This is a genomic window from Arthrobacter cupressi (assembly GCF_900099975.1).
GTDB classification, from domain to species: Bacteria; Actinomycetota; Actinomycetes; order Actinomycetales; family Micrococcaceae; genus Arthrobacter; species Arthrobacter cupressi.
The window spans coordinates 103,445-117,813 of sequence record NZ_FNEI01000003.1; the positions used below are offsets into that span (position 1 = coordinate 103,445).

Here is a 14,369-nt window from a genome sequence, read left to right on the forward strand (position 1 = left end):
GCAGGCGAAACCGGGCGGGCGGACACTGGACGGATCCACCCGGAAGGATGCCGCCCATGCCTACTCCGCTCAACCAGTCCGTGGCCGATTCCGCCCTGCTGACCAAGTCGCTCCCACTGGGACTACTGCGCACTTTTGTCCAGTCTGACGGGGCCGACGACGGCATCACCCCGGAACTGCTCGCCGAACTGCGGGTCCTTGCCCGCACCCCGGGTTTGCTCGTGGCCTGCAATTACGGCGGGACCCTGTGCGTGGCCGAGGGCGTGTCCACCGAAACCCTTCCTCTGGGCAGCGCCGCCGTCGCGCTCCGGGCGCTCGCCGCCCTGCCCAACACGCACGCCGCCGTCGTGTCCGGCCGGGCCCTGAGGGACCTGGCCGCCGTCTCGCGCCTCCCCGCGGAAGTCCACCTGGTGGGTTCGCACGGCGTCGAATTCGACATGGCGTACGCCTACGGGGTGTCCATGGCCACCGAAGCCCTCCTGCAGCAAACCGCCACGGCCCTGCACGAATCCCTCGGCTTCGAGAAGGGCATCAGCATCGAACGCAAACCGGCCGCCGTCGGGGTCCGTACCCGCATGGCGACGCCGGACGTGGTCGCCAGGGTTACAGAGCGCGCACGGGAGATCGCGCAGGAATTGGGCCTGTCCTTCATCGTGGACGGCTCGGTGCTGGACCTTTCGGTGGTGGAGCCTTCCAAGGACGCAGCCCTGGAACAGTTGCGGCAAAAGCTCGGCGCCAGTGCCGCCCTGTTCGCCGGCGACGCCGACAGCGACGAACTTGCCCTGGCAACTCTCCGCGGCCCTGACCTCGGCCTGCGCGTGGGACCCGGCGATACCGCAGCCGACCACCGGCTACCGGACCCCGAAGCCTTCGCCAAGGTCCTGGCCATCCTGTTCGAACTGCGCCGCGCGTGGCTGTTCGGCGAGGACGCCGTGGGCCTGGAACGGCATTCGATGATCGGCAACGGAGCGTCCACGGCGCTGCTCACTCCGGAAGGCAAGATCTGCTGGATGAGCCACCCCCTTCCCGATTCCGGCTCCCTGTTCGCGCACATCCTGGGCGGCGATCCCGCCGGTCACTTCAGCGTAGAGCCGGTCAAGGCTTCGCAGGTGCTGGGCCAGCGCTATGTGGACAACACCATGATCGTGGAGACCCGCTGGGCCGACGTCATGGTCACGGACTACCTCGAACCCGCGCCCGAGGGCATCACCAGCCTCGTCCGCGTGCTGAGCGGGACGGGCAGCGCCCGCATCGTGTTCGCGCCGCGCCCGGACTACGCGAACGCCTCGTTCAGCATGGAGGTCCGCGGCCATGAGCTGCACGTTGTGGGAACCTCGGACCCCATCGTCCTCGTCGCGCCAGGCGTCGCCTTCACGGTCACCGGCGACGGCAAACACGCCACCGCCACCGCGGAGGTCAGCCTCGCCCACGGTCCCGTCGTCCTGAACCTGAGGTGCGGGGACACAGAGCCGGCGACGGCGGACCCCGCCGGAGAGCCCGACCGGCGGGCCGCCGTCGCGCAGGAATCCCGGCAGTGGGTCCGGGAGCTGGAGCTGCCCGGCATGAAACCCTCGCTGGTGCGGCGCTCCGCGCTGGTGCTGAAATCCCTGGTGCACGAGCCCACCGGGGCGGTCCTCGCCGCGCCCACCACCTCGCTGCCGGAAGGAATCGGCGGAACCCGAAACTGGGACTACCGCTACTGCTGGCTGCGGGACGGATCCATGACGGTGAACGCCCTGGTGGACCTCGGTTCCACGGCGGAGGCCGACGGTTTCCTGCGTTGGCTGGACCGCATCCTGGAGAACGCTCCGGGGCCCGAATGGCTGCACCCGCTGTACTCGGTGACCGGTGCGCCGCTTTCCACCGAGGCCATCATCGAGACACTCCCCGGGTACGCCGGCTCGCGGCCCGTGCGGATCGGGAACGCGGCAGACCACCAGGTGCAGCTGGACGTGTTCGGCCCGATTGCTGAGCTCATCCACGGCCTCGGCAACCGCCGGGGGACCCTGCCTGACGGGCACTGGCGGCTCATGGAGCAGATGGCATCGGCCGTGCTGGCGCGCTGGCATGAACCGGACCATGGCATCTGGGAAGCCCGCCGTGCCCCGCGCCACCACACCTACACCAAGGTGATGTGCTGGGTGACGCTGGACCGGGCCATGCGCACCGCCGTCCGTTTCCGCAGGCCCGTCGGCCCCGGGTGGGAAGAAACTGCGAACACTATCCGGGAGGAGGTGCTCCGCGAAGGCTGGGACGATTCAGCGTGCTCCTACACCGTGGCGTACGACAGCCCGGACCTGGACGCCGCGGTGCTGCACATCGGACTTTCCGGCCTGCTGGATGTCCGAGATCAGCGTTTCCTGGACACCGTCGCCGCCGTCGAACGCGAACTGCGGGTGGGGCCGACCGTCTTCCGGTACCGGTACGACGACGGCCTGCCGGGTTTGGAGGGCGGGTTCCACATCTGCACCACCTGGCTGATCGAGGCCTACCTCGCCGTGGGCCGGATGGACGATGCGCTGGAGCTGTTCAACCAGCTCGTGGCGCTGTTCGGGCCGACGGGATTGCTGCCCGAGGAGTACGACCCGGGCACGGAAACCCACCTGGGCAACCATCCGCAGGCGTACTCACACCTGGGCTTCATCCGCTGCGCGCAGCTGCTGGACCGTTACCTTTCCACAGTGGAGGAGGAGTAGGCGCTCCGGCGGTCGGGGGGAAGGCTCAGTGCAGGAACGCGGCGATGACGAGCATCGCGGGCACCGCGATCACGGTGGTGATCAGCACCGTGTCTTTCGCGATGGTGATGCCCTGCTGGTAGCGGGTGGCGGCCACGAATACGTTCTGCGCCGTGGGGAGGGCGCCGGCGATGGTGGCCGCGAACAGGGCGTGGCCGTTGAGCCCGAGGACGAAGTGGGCCACCAGGAACGCCAGGGCCGGGTGCAGGATGAGCTTGAAGGCCGACGCGATCACGATGTCCGTCCGGCGTCCGCTGGCTGCCGAGAAGGGCCGGTTCCCGTTGAGCGACATGCCGAAGGACATCAGCATGGCCGGCACCGCGGCGCCGCCGATGAAGTGGATCGGCTGGAGGGCGGGGTCCGGCAGTTGCAGGTGGAGGGCGGAGAACAGCAGCGCCAGCGCTGAGGCCACGATCACCGGATTCCGCAGGATGATCAGCAGGAACTTCAGCAGCGGATTCTGTTTCGCGCTGCGGGAGCCGTGGGTGGCATCCAGCGCCATCAGGTAGACCGGGTTGTAGAAGGCCAGTTGGAAGATCAGCAGGGGTGCCACGTAGCTCGCGTCGCCCAGCACATAGACCGCGATCGGAATGCCGAGGTTGGCGCTGTTGGCCTGGCTGGCGCTCATGGCGCCGATGAGGGCCTCGGGCATCTTCCGTTTCAGCGCGAACTTGCTGAGCAGCACATAGATGATGCCCACCACCGTTCCGCTGATCGCCGCGGCGGCGAGCTGCGGGCCCAGGACATCCTCGAGCCTGGCCTTGGACAACGTTTCGAAGAGGAGCGCAGGGCTCGCCACGAAGAAGGCGAGCCGGCTGAGCGTCTGCCCGGCATTCGCGCCGAGGATCTCGCGCTTGCCGACGAACCAGCCCACGCCGATGATCGCCCACACCACGAAGAAGCCCGACAGTACCTCGATCACAGCAGGGTTCCGGACGTGCTTGGTGGAGTGCCGGGGAGGTTCACGATCCCAGCGTAATCAGATTTATTCGCCGGAGAGGTGCGGCGGGGGCCGATTCCCGTTATGTGGACGCGGGTGGCCGGTGTGGACGTGCCGGCGGCCGGCGCCGCTTAGTGCTGGCGGGCGTTGCTGAGGGCGTGCGGCGGGCGCATCAGCCCGGGCGTGTGGCACTCGGCGGGATCGTTGCCGAGTTGGAGGATCTTGTTGTCTCCATCCACGTGGACCACCTTGGGCTCGTAGGCCAGGGCTTCTTCAGTGGTCATCTCCGCGTAAGTGATGAGGATGACGACGTCGCCCACGTGCACCAGGTGCGCGGCGGCCCCGTTGATGCCGATGACGCCGGAACCGCGCTCGCCGGCGATGGTGTAGGTTTCCAGCCGGGCGCCGTTGGTGACATCGACAATCGACACGAGCTCGCCGGGCAGGATGTCCGCAGCGTCCAGCAGATCGAGGTCCACGGTGACGGAGCCGACGTAGTGCAGGTCGGCATGGGTGACCGTGGCGCGGTGGATCTTGGACTTAAACATTGTGCGGTTCATAACGGGACAAGTTTAGCGTGGGCTGCGCCCGGCGCTCTGTGATGTGGGTTACGCCTGTTTCCGGGCGGTGCTCTGCGCCCGGCGCTTCGCGAACATGCCGTACATGGCGAAGAGCTTGGGCACCACGAAGTACACCGCGGCTGGAACTATCAGCACAGTCAGGAAGAACGCGCGGAGCACGGGGTGCCAGCTTTCCATCAACGGGCCGAAAGCCACCAAACCGACAGCCACCAGAGGGAAGATCGCCAGCCAGGTGATGAAGGCGCGGACGTGGATGGAAGGCAGGGGCGGGGCGGCCGCCGGGCCGTTCTGGGCTGCTGCTTGCTGGGCTGGGGAAGGGCTCATGGGTACTCCTTATAGGCAGGTATACGCAGGTAACTCAAGCAAATCAACATGCGCGGCCCGCGGTTTCTTCCCGGTGCCAGTTGGCGCGGTGCGCGCTGGCGGTGGGTTCCGTCCGGTGCCGTCACGCCATGCACGTTTTCAGGCTAACCGGGGGCGCTGCGCCGCGGAAATCCAGGGTGGGCGGCCAATGGAGAAGCGCGAAACCTGCGGGGCGTGACGCCCCACGCCCCGCCCCCCTCGCGACCCAACCCCTACGCCTGCTTCCGCAGCGTCCTGCCGATGATCGCCTGCGTCAGGGCATCCACCGCCTCGGCGTTGGCCAGGGGGTTGCGGATCAGGGTGAAGTCCACGCCGCCGACGGGCGGGAGGTCGAAGCGGTTCGTGATGACCTTCAGGTCCTCCGGAACCAGCGACGACGGCATGACCGCAACGCCGATGCCCGCCCGGACCGCCGCGAGGACTCCCGCGATCTGCTTGGTGGAGCACGTCACGCGCCACGTGCGGCCCCGCGCTTCGAGGGCGTCGATGGCAAGCTTGCGGCTGATGCTCGGCGCGGGATAGCAGATGAGCGGGACCGGGCTCCCCGGATCAAGCACCGTCTGCTCCAGGCCCACCCAGTCGAAGCTGTCCTTCCGGACCACCGTTCCGTCCTTGGCCTCGCCCACCCACTTCACGAACACGAGGTCCAGTTGGCCCGCATTGAGCCGCCGGTACAACTGGTCGCTCTGGCTGACCGTGAGCTCCAGGTTCACTTGCGGATACAGCTGCCGGAACTCGCGCAGGATCCGCGGCAGGCCCGTGATGGCAAGGTCGTCCGCGGTGCCGAAGCGCAGCCGGCCGCGCATCGCCGACCCCGAAAAGTAGCGCGCGGCGTCGTCGTGGGCTGCCAGGATGCTCCGCGCGAAACCGGCCATCGCGTCCCCGTTGTCGGTCAGCCGGACGTCCCGGGTGTCCCGCGCCACGAGCGAACGCTTGGCCGCGGCCTCCAGTTTCCGCACGTGCTGGCTCACGGTCGGCTGCGCGAGGCCCAGCTTCTCGGCGGCCTTGGTGAAGCTCAGGGTCTCCGCCACGGCAAGGAAGGAACGCAGCTGCACCGGATCGAACAGTGTTGCCTCGGACAAGGGACTCCTCAACGGACCACGGCCCGCCTCATTGCGGAATGCAATGAGAGTTATAAGGCCAATACGCTTCCATGATTATCGGGGCCAACCCTAGCGTTAAAGGCATTCCAGTGAAACCACCTGAACCGAATCCTGCCTGAACCAAACGTTTGATGAGGACACTCCCTTGGCACCCCCTCCACCCTCCGAAGCAACCGTCAGCCATTCCGCCATCGAGTCCGTGAGCGCCGCGGCCCGCGCCGGCCGCGACCCGGACACCGTCACCCAGCCGATCGCCGTCGTGAGCGAACGCCTGCCCTGGCGGCACACCTTCATCTCCCTGCGTGTCCACAACTTCCGTGTCTTCGCGATCGGCCATTTCGTGGCGGTCATCGCGCTGTGGATGCAGCGCATCGCCCAGGACTGGATGGTGCTGCAGCTCTCCGGCTCGGTCACCGCCGTCGGCATCACCGTCGCCCTGCAGTTCATGCCCTCCCTGGTGCTCGGCCCGTGGGGCGGGATGATCGCCGACCGCTTCGCCAAACGCCGCATCCTCATGCTCTGCCAAGGCGTGGCCGCCGCCCTCGCCGCAAGCCTGGCCGTCCTGTCCCTGACCGGCGTGGTCCAGGTGTGGCACGTCTACGTCATCGCATTCATCCTTGGCCTGGTCACCGTGCTCGACCAGCCCGCCCGCCAGGTCTTCGTCAACGAACTCGTCGGGCCCACCTACCTGCGCAACGCGATCAGCGTCAACTCCACCACCTTCCAGTTGGGCGGGCTGATCGGGCCGGCGCTGGCGGGCGTGCTGCTGAACGCCGTCGGGCCTGGCTGGGCCTTCGCCGGCAACGCCCTGGCCTGCTGCTCCACCATCACCACCCTGCTGCTGCTCCGCAAGAACGAACTGCACGTCAGCAAACCCGCTCCCCGGCGCAAGGGCATGCTCGCGGAGGGCCTGCGGTACGCGCTCCGCAAGCCCACTATCTATTGGCCGTGGCTCATGGCCGGGTTCGTGGCGGTGTTCGCGATGAGCCTGCCGGTGCTGCTGGCCGCCTTCGCGGACCACGTGTACGACGCCGGTGCCGGCGGCTACGGCCTGCTCAACGCCCTGGTTGCGCTCGGCGCGATGTGCGGGGCCATCGCTTCCGCCCGACGCCGGCAGCTGCGGCTGCGTTCGGTGGTGCTGTGCGCGGGAATGTACGGGCTGATGCTGTGCCTTTCCGCGGCGGCGCCGTCCATGGCGTGGTTCGGTGCGGCCATGGTGCTTTCGGGATTCTGGTGCCTGATGTTCCTCACCGCCGCGAACCAGCTGGTGCAAACCAGCGCGAACATGGCCATCCGCGGCCGGGTCATGAGCCTGTACCTCGTGGTGCTGATCGGCGGCCAGGCCATCGGTGGCCCCATGATGGGCTGGCTGGCCGAACACTTCAATCCGCACCTGGCGATCCTGGTGGCAGGCGGGGTGCCGGCGCTCGCGGCGGTGACGGTCGCCGTCGTGCTGGCCCGGAAGTCGGCGCTGCAGCTGAGGGTGGACCTGAAGAACCGGCGCCGCCTGGTGCGGATTGTGCCGCGGGCGGCATGAGGTGGGATCGCTGTTTTGAAAGTCCTGCGATAACTACACGGCTCGTTGAGCCGCCGCGCAGCCCGGACATGTCCAACTGGCCGTCAGGGAGTCCCTGTCGGGCGGCGCAGAGCGAAGAGCTTCTGCTCCAGTTCGCGCAGCGGAGCGCTGAGCGCCAGTAGTGTCGAGGTGTCGGTTCCCTCCATTGCCTCTTCCATCACCTTGCGCAGTGCTGTCCGAAGCCGCTCGAGCGAGCTCGCCGCAGCCTCTGTGGGCCGGACGACGACGTTCCGTCCGACCCGTTCGGTGCGGTCGACGAGTCCCTTCGCCTCAAGGCTGCGGAGCGCCACGCTGACATTCGGCCGTTGCAGGACGGACCGGTCGGCGATTTCGCTCGGCGTCAACCCTGGCGCGAGGTCGACAATGCGCATGACCATCCGCTCGGTTTCGGTCAGCGCCGGCATGTCACCGTGTGGCTCGGCCATCCGGATGAGCCGCGCGACGTCGAGCAGCAAGTCAGCCAGCATGCCGAGATCGTCCACCGCTTCTGTCTTCATCGTTTACCCTTAGTTGTGCGTACATAATTATGCTGCCATCATAGTCGCGGTATGTGGCTCTGGTCCAAGGGAGGAACGATGGATGCTGTGCTGATCGGTTTATCGCTTGGCGCCACCGCGGGTGTCAGTCCGGGGCCGCTGCTCGTGCTCGTCGTGATGCAGACGCTGCGCCACGGCTGGCGTGGCGGAACCGCGACGGCCGTGGCGCCGATGCTTTCGGACGCGCTGGTCATCGTGTTGGTAGTCCTCGCCCTCGACCGGCTGCCGCATTGGACGCTCTCGGCGATCGGGTTGCTCGGAGGTGTGTACCTGGCCGTCTCCGCCGGCCTGCAGTGGCGCAAAGGGGCGGCGGTCGACCACGTCGTGTCCGATGCCGCTTCGGCGCGGACGGAAGGGTGGCGTGCGCTCCTGCAGGGAGCCCTGGTGAACTTGCTCAGCCCCCACCCCTGGATCACCTGGGCGGCCGTGCTTGGACCGCTGTTCGTGCGTGAGTGGCATTCGGGTCCGGCTGGCGCGTATTCCCTGGTTGCCGCGTTTTACCTGGCCTTGATCGGGGCGAAGGTGGTCGTTGCGCTTCTGCTCGCGCGCTTCCGCCACCGTTTCACTCCGCGGGCGTACTCGGCGACGATGCGCTCGGCGACGCTCGTGCTCGGCATCCTCGGGCTCGTCCTGACCGGGATATATGCGGCCGAACTCGTCGGGACCGCGACCACGTAAATCAGACCGATCCCGGGTAGCCCCTGGCGCCGGTTCGACTGCATGCAGCTCCGGATGCAGAAAACACCCCGGTCCGAAGACCGGGGTGTCCTGTGCGGAGCGGGCGACGGGAATCGAACCCGCGTATCGAGCTTGGGAAGCTAGCGCTCTACCATTGAGCTACGCCCGCATTGCCCGGCCTGTGTTCTCGAAAACTCAGCCGGAGCAGGTCCCAGCTTAGCGCAGATCACAGGCGTTCCCGGACAGACCCGCCGCAGGCTGCCTACTTGAAGACCTGCATCGGGCCCCAGCCGTTGCCGACAACCCGGGCAGGAGCCCAACTGCCGTTGCCGAAGCCGTAGTAATACAGCGTCCCGTCGTTCTTCCGCGCCGTCAGGCCACGTGTTCCGATGCCGGAAAATCCGAAGCTGGGTGCCAGCACGTTCATGGTGTGCCAGCCCCAGCCGATCGCCGTGGATGCTGCCACTCCTCCGGTCCCGTTGCCCCGGTAGTACAGGAGCGCACCACCCGGCGCCTGGGAGAGGATGTCGTTGTTGCCGTCATTGTTCCAGTCGGCCAGCGTGATGGTCCGGCCGCCCCAGCCCCAGCCGACAATGGCGAAGGTGCTCAATGCTCCGCCGCTGGTGTTCGGGTAGTACCGCAGCGCGCCGTCGGGCTTAAACCCGAGCACTCCGGGATATTTGTGGCTGCGGTTCATCTTTCCCACGGTGATGGTCATGTCACCCCATCCCCAGCCCACTGCCCGTTGCGCCTCAAATCCGCCGGCGGCCCGGCCGCGGTAGTAGCCGAGCTTCCCGTCCTTCCATTGGGCGAGGAGGTCGTACACGCCGTCCGCGTTCCAATCCACCACGAAGCCCTGCTTGAGGTTCGACCAGCCGCCGCCGATCACAGTCGGCGGCAGGTATTTTCCGGATCCTGCCGCATAGCGCAGCAACTGCCCGGCCGAGTTCACGGCAACCAGGTCCGAACCGCTCTTGATGGTGGCTCCGGCCGCCGGGTTGCCCGCGAAATAGTGCTCGAGCGTGGGGTAGCTGCGGGCGCGCATGTCCGCGGCGATGGTCGGGCCGATGTAGCGCAGGTGCCACGGCTCGTAGCTGTAGCCCGTGGTGCCCGAATACCCGTTGGGGTAGCGGACGATGAAGCCGTAGCGGTACGCGTTCGCCGCCACCCAGCGGCCGGCCGGGGTCTCGCCGAAGCAGGTGGACAGGCCGCAGGAGCCGCCCGCGTTGCCGATGTCCACCGCCAGGCCGGTCTGGTGTTCGCTGTACCCGGGCTTGGCTGAGATGGTGTCCGCGTAGGCCTGCCCGTAGGTGCGCACGTAGTAGTCGTACAGGGCCGCCTGGGTGTCGTAGGAGCGGTAGCCGCTCACCACTGCCAGTCCGTGCCCGGCATTCGCCGCCGCATTGAAGAGCGAATTCAGGGCGCCCGCCGCTTCGGAGCGCAGGTAGGAGCCGCTGCTGCGGGCGTTGACGAGGTCGGCGGGGGCGTAGCGCAGCGGATTGAGGGGATGGGATTTGTTGACCAGCACCGCGGTGCTGCCGGCGGTGAATACCGGTGGCAGGCTGGGCAGCGGATTGACGGTCGCCGGTGCCGGGCCGGCCGTCCGAGCGGCGTGTGCGACGGCGGTGCCGCCTGCCGCGGGGGCCGTCACCGGGGTGCCCAGCAGCAAAGCCGCGCACAGCGAAACCGCAAGCGGCACGCGGGCGCCGGCCCGCCGTCGTCGTACGCGAAACGGGCTCGTGTGATGGGAGGCAGCCATGAACAGTCCCTTCGGTTGCGGCCCGGGAACTCTACCGCAACACGGGTTCCGATGTAATAAAGATTCGGTTAAGGCACGCCCCAACGGTGTCCCGCGCGGCGGCCCCTGCCTATCCTGAAACGGTTAGCTGTGCGTCATGGGGAACCGGGCTACATCGTTTTGTCGCACCTTGAAGGGGACCCCATGGCATTCGCAGAGCACGAAGTACTGATCGGCCGCGACGCCATGAGTGTGTACCTTTTCCTCGTGGACGGGCTGAACAACCCGTTGTGGCGCGACGGCATCCGCAGCATTTCCCTCCGTTCCGGCAAGGCCGGCGCGAAGGGCGCCGTGTACCAGCAGACCCTGCTCGGCCCGGGCGGACGGCCCCTCGCCGCCGACTTCCAGATCACCGAGGCACGGCCCGGCGCCGAGGTGCGTTTCGAGGTTGTCGCCGGCCCGGCCCGGCCCCTGGGCGGCTACTACCTGAGCACCGAAGGGCCCAACACCCGGCTGCGCTTCGCGCTCGAATTCCACCCGAAGGGCCTGCAGAAGCTCATGGGCGGGATGATCCAGAAGACCATGGAGGCCGAGGTGCTCCAACTGGACAAGCTCAAGAGCGTCCTTGAGGAGGAGAACGCGGCGTAGTTCGAGACTCCGGCCACTGCGCCGGCTTGATTTACTGCGCCAGCGTGAAGCCGCCCCAGCCGCTGGCGACCGTGGTGACCCCGGCGAACTTTCCGCTGCTGAGGTCCCAGTATTCGATCGTGCCGTCCGCGGTCAGCCCCGCGATGCCCGTGGTGTTCAGGCCGGTGACATTCCGCAGGGAACGCAGCCCGCTGTAGTCGGTCCAGCCGGTGCCGACCACGGGCCGGGTTTCGGTCTTCGGCGCGGGCATGCCGCTGCCGCGGTAGAGGCGCAGGTTGCCGGTGCTTTCCACCGCGAGCAGATCCTGTAGGCCGTCGGCGTCATAGTCGACCATGGCCAGCCGCTGTCCCGGAACGGTCACGCCCAGGCTGCTGGCGATGCCCACGGCTGCCAGTCCGCGGTTCGGGTAGAGGTAGAGCTGGCCCTTGGAGTTGGTGGCCAGGATTTGCGGCATCCGGTTGTTGCCGCACCAGGTGCCCACCGCCACGGTCATCGTCTGCCAGCCGCTGCCGCCCAGCTGCACCGGGGCCGCGAAGCCACCGGCCACCAGGCCCGGGTAGAGCAGGAGCCGGCCGTCAAGCTGCTGGGAGAGCACATCGAACACGCCATCCCGGTCCCAGTCCGTCACGAAGAGTTCCTTGGCGCCGGTGAAGCCCTTGCCCACGGCGCGCACCGGTCCGAAAGTACCGTTGCCGAGCGCGGGGTAGTCCCGCAGGTTGCCGTAGGGGTCCACCGACACCAGGTCGCCCGGGCCGCGGATCGCGGCGTTCGTGAGGTCCCAGGTGGGCGGCTGGTGCTTGACCAGCGGCGTGCACACGTCAGTTGCCGGCGGCTGCGGCGGTGTCACGGCGCCGCCCGGGCTGTTCACAGTGCCGGCGGGCAGCGTGCTGTAACCGAAGAGGTTTACCACGCCCCACATGGTGTAGCGGTTCGGGGTGGTCTGCCAGTTCCCGTCCGTGAAGGTGATCCCGACGCCGATCACGTTGAAGCGCGGGTCCCGCAGCATGGCGTCGTGCGCGGGTGAGCTCTTCCACCAGTCGACCAGTTTCGCGGCGTCGCGGTCCCAGCGTACGGCGATCACCTCGCCCGCGCCGCGGTCCGGATTGAGGGCGCGCGGGTCGGTCCAGAAGTTGGCCCGGTGCTCGATCACCTCACGGGTGGCGATGTTGTCCGACCAGTCCTGCGCCAGCGACGCCACCGTGGCGTGGTACTTCACCGGGGCCAGCTTGAGGGATGCCCGGTAGCTGTTGATCGCATTGAAGACGGCCAGCACCGCGGCGGAGTTGTCGTCCTTCACCAGGGCCTGCGGCGCGAGCTGGGTGACCTCCGCGGCACGAACTGCCGTGAAGGCTTCCGTCGGTCCCTCGCCGGAGGCTGTCCTTGCGGATGCCGTCCTAGCGGATGCCGTCCTGACGGCGGTGTCCTTGGCGGTGTCCCTGGGGGCGGCCGCCTTGGGCGCGGTCGTCTTGGCGGCGGGGAGCGGGTCCGGTCCCCAGAGCGGCGGGATGCTCGGGACTTCCGGCGGCACCCCGGCGGGGGTGGTTGCTGCAGGGGCAGGTCTTTCAGGGGTGGGCGTGGGGGCCTGGGTGGTGGTCGGGCCGGGCGTGGCGGTGGCCGTCGTTGCCGAGGGGGCGGCTGACGCGGATGGCGAGGCAGAAGCTGCAGGAGCCACGGCTGAGGCCGAAGGTGAGGGGGAACCCGAAGGCGTTGCGGCGGAGTCCGCCACTTCGGAAGGTTCCGGGGACGCGGTCGCGGTGGCCGCCGTCGTCGGGCCCTGCAGGAACCCCGCCGGAGACGAGCCTGCCAGCACGGTGGTGGCGATCAGGCATGCCAGAAGGGCGGCCCCAGCTGCCGCAGTTCGATTCACAATTCACCAGCTCGCGTCGTGCCACCCAGCAGGCAGCGGCGGATTATGGTCCTCGGACTATAGTCGCAGACTTCCGCGGACGCCATGCCTGCCCGGAACCTACTGTATTTTTGATGCTGTGCTGATCTCTGACCGTGACATTCGTGCCGAAATCGATTCCCAACGCATCGTCCTGGAACCGTACGACCCCGCCATGGTCCAGCCCTCATCCGTGGACGTGCGGATCGACCGTTTCTTCCGGCTGTTCGACAACCACAAGTACGCCCACATCGACCCCGCCGAGGAGCAGCCCGAACTGACCCGGCTGGTGGAGGTCGACGGCGAGGAACCGTTCATCCTGCACCCGGGCGAATTCGTGCTCGGCTCCACCTTCGAAACCGTGAGCCTGCCGGACGACATCGCGGCCCGTCTCGAAGGCAAGTCCTCCCTGGGCCGCCTGGGCCTGCTCACCCACTCCACCGCGGGTTTCATCGACCCGGGCTTCTCCGGCCACGTGACGCTTGAGCTGTCCAACGTCGCCACCCTGCCCATTAAGCTCTGGCCCGGCATGAAGATCGGCCAGCTGTGCTTCTTCCGCCTCAGCTCCGCGGCCGAGCACCCCTACGGTTCGGGCGAATATGGCAACCGGTACCAGGGCCAGCGCGGGCCGACTGCCAGCCGCAGCTTCCTGAACTTCCACCGGACGGACATCTGAACTTGTCCGCCATCCCTTTGACCGTGCTCGACGGCGGCATGGGCCGCGAACTCGCACGCCGCGGGGCGCCGTTCCGGCAGCCCGAATGGTCCGCGCTCGCGCTCATGGAAGCCCCCGAGCAGGTGCAGGCCGTCCATGAGGACTTCATCGCCGGCGGCGCCCGCGTCATCACCAGCAACAGCTACGCCCTGGTACCGTTCCACATCGGCGAGGAACGCTTCGCCGCGGACGCCCGCGGCCTGGCTTCCCGGGCCGGCCGCCTGGCCCGTGCCGCGGCCTCTGCTGCGTCCGGCGTGCGCGTGGCCGGTTCGCTGCCGCCGCTGTTCGGCTCCTACCGCCCGGACCTGTTCGACGCCGGCCGCGCGGCTGAGGTGCTGGCTCCGCTGGTTTCCGGGCTCGCCCCGCATGTGGATCTGTGGCTGGCCGAGACCCAGAGTTCCATCGCCGAAGCGCGTGCCATCCGCGCCGGCCTGCCCGACGACGGCAAGCCCTTCTGGCTCTCCCTCACCCTGCGTGACGATTCCGTGGATGGCCCCGCCGTGCTGCGCTCCGGCGAGACGGTGGCGGACGCCGCGGAGGCCGCCGTCGGGATGGGCGCGGAAGCGCTGCTGTTCAACTGCAGCCGCCCCGAAGTGATGGGTGCCGCGCTTGCAGCAGCCCGTTCGGTTGTTGAAAGGTTGGGCGCTGCCTTGACGCTGGGGGTCTACGCCAACGCCTTCCCGCCGCAGCCCGAGGATGCCACCGCCAACGACGGCCTGGACGAACTGCGCGAAGACCTGGACCCCGCCGGTTACCTGCAGTGGGCCGCGGCCTGGCGGGAGCAGGGCGCGGATATCATCGGCGGCTGCTGCGGCATCGGCCCGGAGCACATCGCGGCGCTGAGCAGGGAACTGGGCTGAGCAGGGAGCTC

General features: G+C 68.1%; 13 protein-coding genes and 1 tRNA gene. 6 read left to right on the forward strand and 8 right to left on the reverse strand.

What is annotated here, in order from left to right:
- Window positions 1–56 precede the first annotated feature (56 nt).
- Window positions 57–2,696, forward strand: a complete 2,640-nt coding sequence (locus BLP88_RS04690) for a trehalase-like domain-containing protein (RefSeq protein WP_074587343.1) — start codon at window positions 57–59, stop codon at window positions 2,694–2,696.
- 25 nt (window positions 2,697–2,721) lie between these two features.
- Here BLP88_RS04690 and BLP88_RS04695 read toward each other — a convergent pair whose 3' ends face one another.
- From BLP88_RS04695 to BLP88_RS04710, 4 genes are all read right to left on the reverse strand, one after another.
- The gene (locus BLP88_RS04695; protein ID WP_074587345.1) at window positions 2,722–3,657 is read right to left on the reverse strand and encodes an AEC family transporter; all 936 of its coding nucleotides are present in this window, start codon (window positions 3,655–3,657) and stop codon (window positions 2,722–2,724) included.
- Between the two features lie 149 nt (window positions 3,658–3,806).
- Window positions 3,807–4,235, reverse strand: coding sequence for an aspartate 1-decarboxylase (gene panD, locus BLP88_RS04700; RefSeq protein WP_175453492.1), 429 nt, complete (start codon window positions 4,233–4,235; stop codon window positions 3,807–3,809).
- Window positions 4,236–4,283: 48 nt separating this feature from the next.
- Entirely contained in the window at window positions 4,284–4,580 is a 297-nt protein-coding gene (locus tag BLP88_RS04705; protein WP_074587347.1) for a putative antibiotic biosynthesis monooxygenase, read from the reverse strand.
- Window positions 4,581–4,831: 251 nt separating this feature from the next.
- A complete protein-coding gene (locus BLP88_RS04710; RefSeq protein ID WP_074587672.1) occupies window positions 4,832–5,686 on the reverse strand; it encodes a LysR substrate-binding domain-containing protein in 855 nt (284 codons plus the stop codon).
- 181 nt (window positions 5,687–5,867) lie between these two features.
- Here BLP88_RS04710 and BLP88_RS04715 point away from each other — a divergent pair, with 181 nt between their 5' ends.
- A complete protein-coding gene (locus BLP88_RS04715; RefSeq protein WP_074587349.1) occupies window positions 5,868–7,259 on the forward strand; it encodes an MFS transporter in 1,392 nt (463 codons plus the stop codon).
- Between the two features lie 83 nt (window positions 7,260–7,342).
- Here the strand turns inward: BLP88_RS04715 and BLP88_RS04720 are convergent, their stop codons facing one another.
- Entirely contained in the window at window positions 7,343–7,795 is a 453-nt protein-coding gene (locus BLP88_RS04720; RefSeq protein WP_074587350.1) for a MarR family transcriptional regulator, read from the reverse strand.
- 78 nt (window positions 7,796–7,873) lie between these two features.
- Here BLP88_RS04720 and BLP88_RS04725 point away from each other — a divergent pair, with 78 nt between their 5' ends.
- On the forward strand, window positions 7,874–8,512 hold the full coding sequence (locus BLP88_RS04725; protein ID WP_074587351.1) for a LysE family translocator: 639 nt from the start codon (window positions 7,874–7,876) through the stop codon (window positions 8,510–8,512).
- Window positions 8,513–8,610: 98 nt separating this feature from the next.
- Here the strand turns inward: BLP88_RS04725 and BLP88_RS04730 are convergent.
- Window positions 8,611–8,681: transfer RNA gene (locus BLP88_RS04730), tRNA-Gly, on the reverse strand.
- 93 nt (window positions 8,682–8,774) lie between these two features.
- Window positions 8,775–10,271 carry a D-alanyl-D-alanine carboxypeptidase family protein gene (locus BLP88_RS04735; protein ID WP_084110812.1) on the reverse strand — a complete coding sequence of 499 codons (1,497 nt, stop codon included), beginning with the start codon at window positions 10,269–10,271 and terminating at the stop codon, window positions 8,775–8,777.
- 183 nt (window positions 10,272–10,454) lie between these two features.
- On the opposite strand from BLP88_RS04735, the gene BLP88_RS04740 reads away from it, so the two are divergent.
- Window positions 10,455–10,898, forward strand: a complete 444-nt coding sequence (locus BLP88_RS04740) for an SRPBCC family protein (protein WP_074587352.1) — start codon at window positions 10,455–10,457, stop codon at window positions 10,896–10,898.
- Between the two features lie 31 nt (window positions 10,899–10,929).
- On the opposite strand, the gene BLP88_RS04745 is transcribed toward BLP88_RS04740, so the two are convergent.
- Window positions 10,930–12,765, reverse strand: a complete 1,836-nt coding sequence (locus BLP88_RS04745) for a CAP domain-containing protein (protein WP_245679769.1) — start codon at window positions 12,763–12,765, stop codon at window positions 10,930–10,932.
- 118 nt (window positions 12,766–12,883) lie between these two features.
- Here BLP88_RS04745 and dcd point away from each other — a divergent pair, with 118 nt between their 5' ends.
- Both dcd and BLP88_RS04755 read left to right on the forward strand, forming a co-directional pair.
- Window positions 12,884–13,459, forward strand: coding sequence for a dCTP deaminase (gene dcd, locus BLP88_RS04750; protein ID WP_074587353.1), 576 nt, complete (start codon window positions 12,884–12,886; stop codon window positions 13,457–13,459).
- 2 nt (window positions 13,460–13,461) lie between these two features.
- On the forward strand, window positions 13,462–14,358 hold the full coding sequence (locus BLP88_RS04755) for a homocysteine S-methyltransferase family protein (RefSeq protein ID WP_217635136.1): 897 nt from the start codon (window positions 13,462–13,464) through the stop codon (window positions 14,356–14,358).
- The last annotated feature ends 11 nt before the right edge of the window (window positions 14,359–14,369 follow it).

Coding starts and splice junctions, on each gene's coding strand:
- BLP88_RS04690 (WP_074587343.1), top strand. CDS start 57: ATGCCTACTCCGCTCAACCAGTCCGTGGCCGATTCCGCCCTGCTGACC.
- panD (WP_175453492.1), bottom strand. CDS start 4,235: ATGAACCGCACAATGTTTAAGTCCAAGATCCACCGCGCCACGGTCACC.
- BLP88_RS04705 (WP_074587347.1), bottom strand. CDS start 4,580: ATGAGCCCTTCCCCAGCCCAGCAAGCAGCAGCCCAGAACGGCCCGGCG.
- BLP88_RS04720 (WP_074587350.1), bottom strand. CDS start 7,795: ATGAAGACAGAAGCGGTGGACGATCTCGGCATGCTGGCTGACTTGCTG.
- BLP88_RS04725 (WP_074587351.1), top strand. CDS start 7,874: ATGGATGCTGTGCTGATCGGTTTATCGCTTGGCGCCACCGCGGGTGTC.
- BLP88_RS04735 (WP_084110812.1), bottom strand. CDS start 10,271: ATGGCTGCCTCCCATCACACGAGCCCGTTTCGCGTACGACGACGGCGG.
- BLP88_RS04740 (WP_074587352.1), top strand. CDS start 10,455: ATGGCATTCGCAGAGCACGAAGTACTGATCGGCCGCGACGCCATGAGT.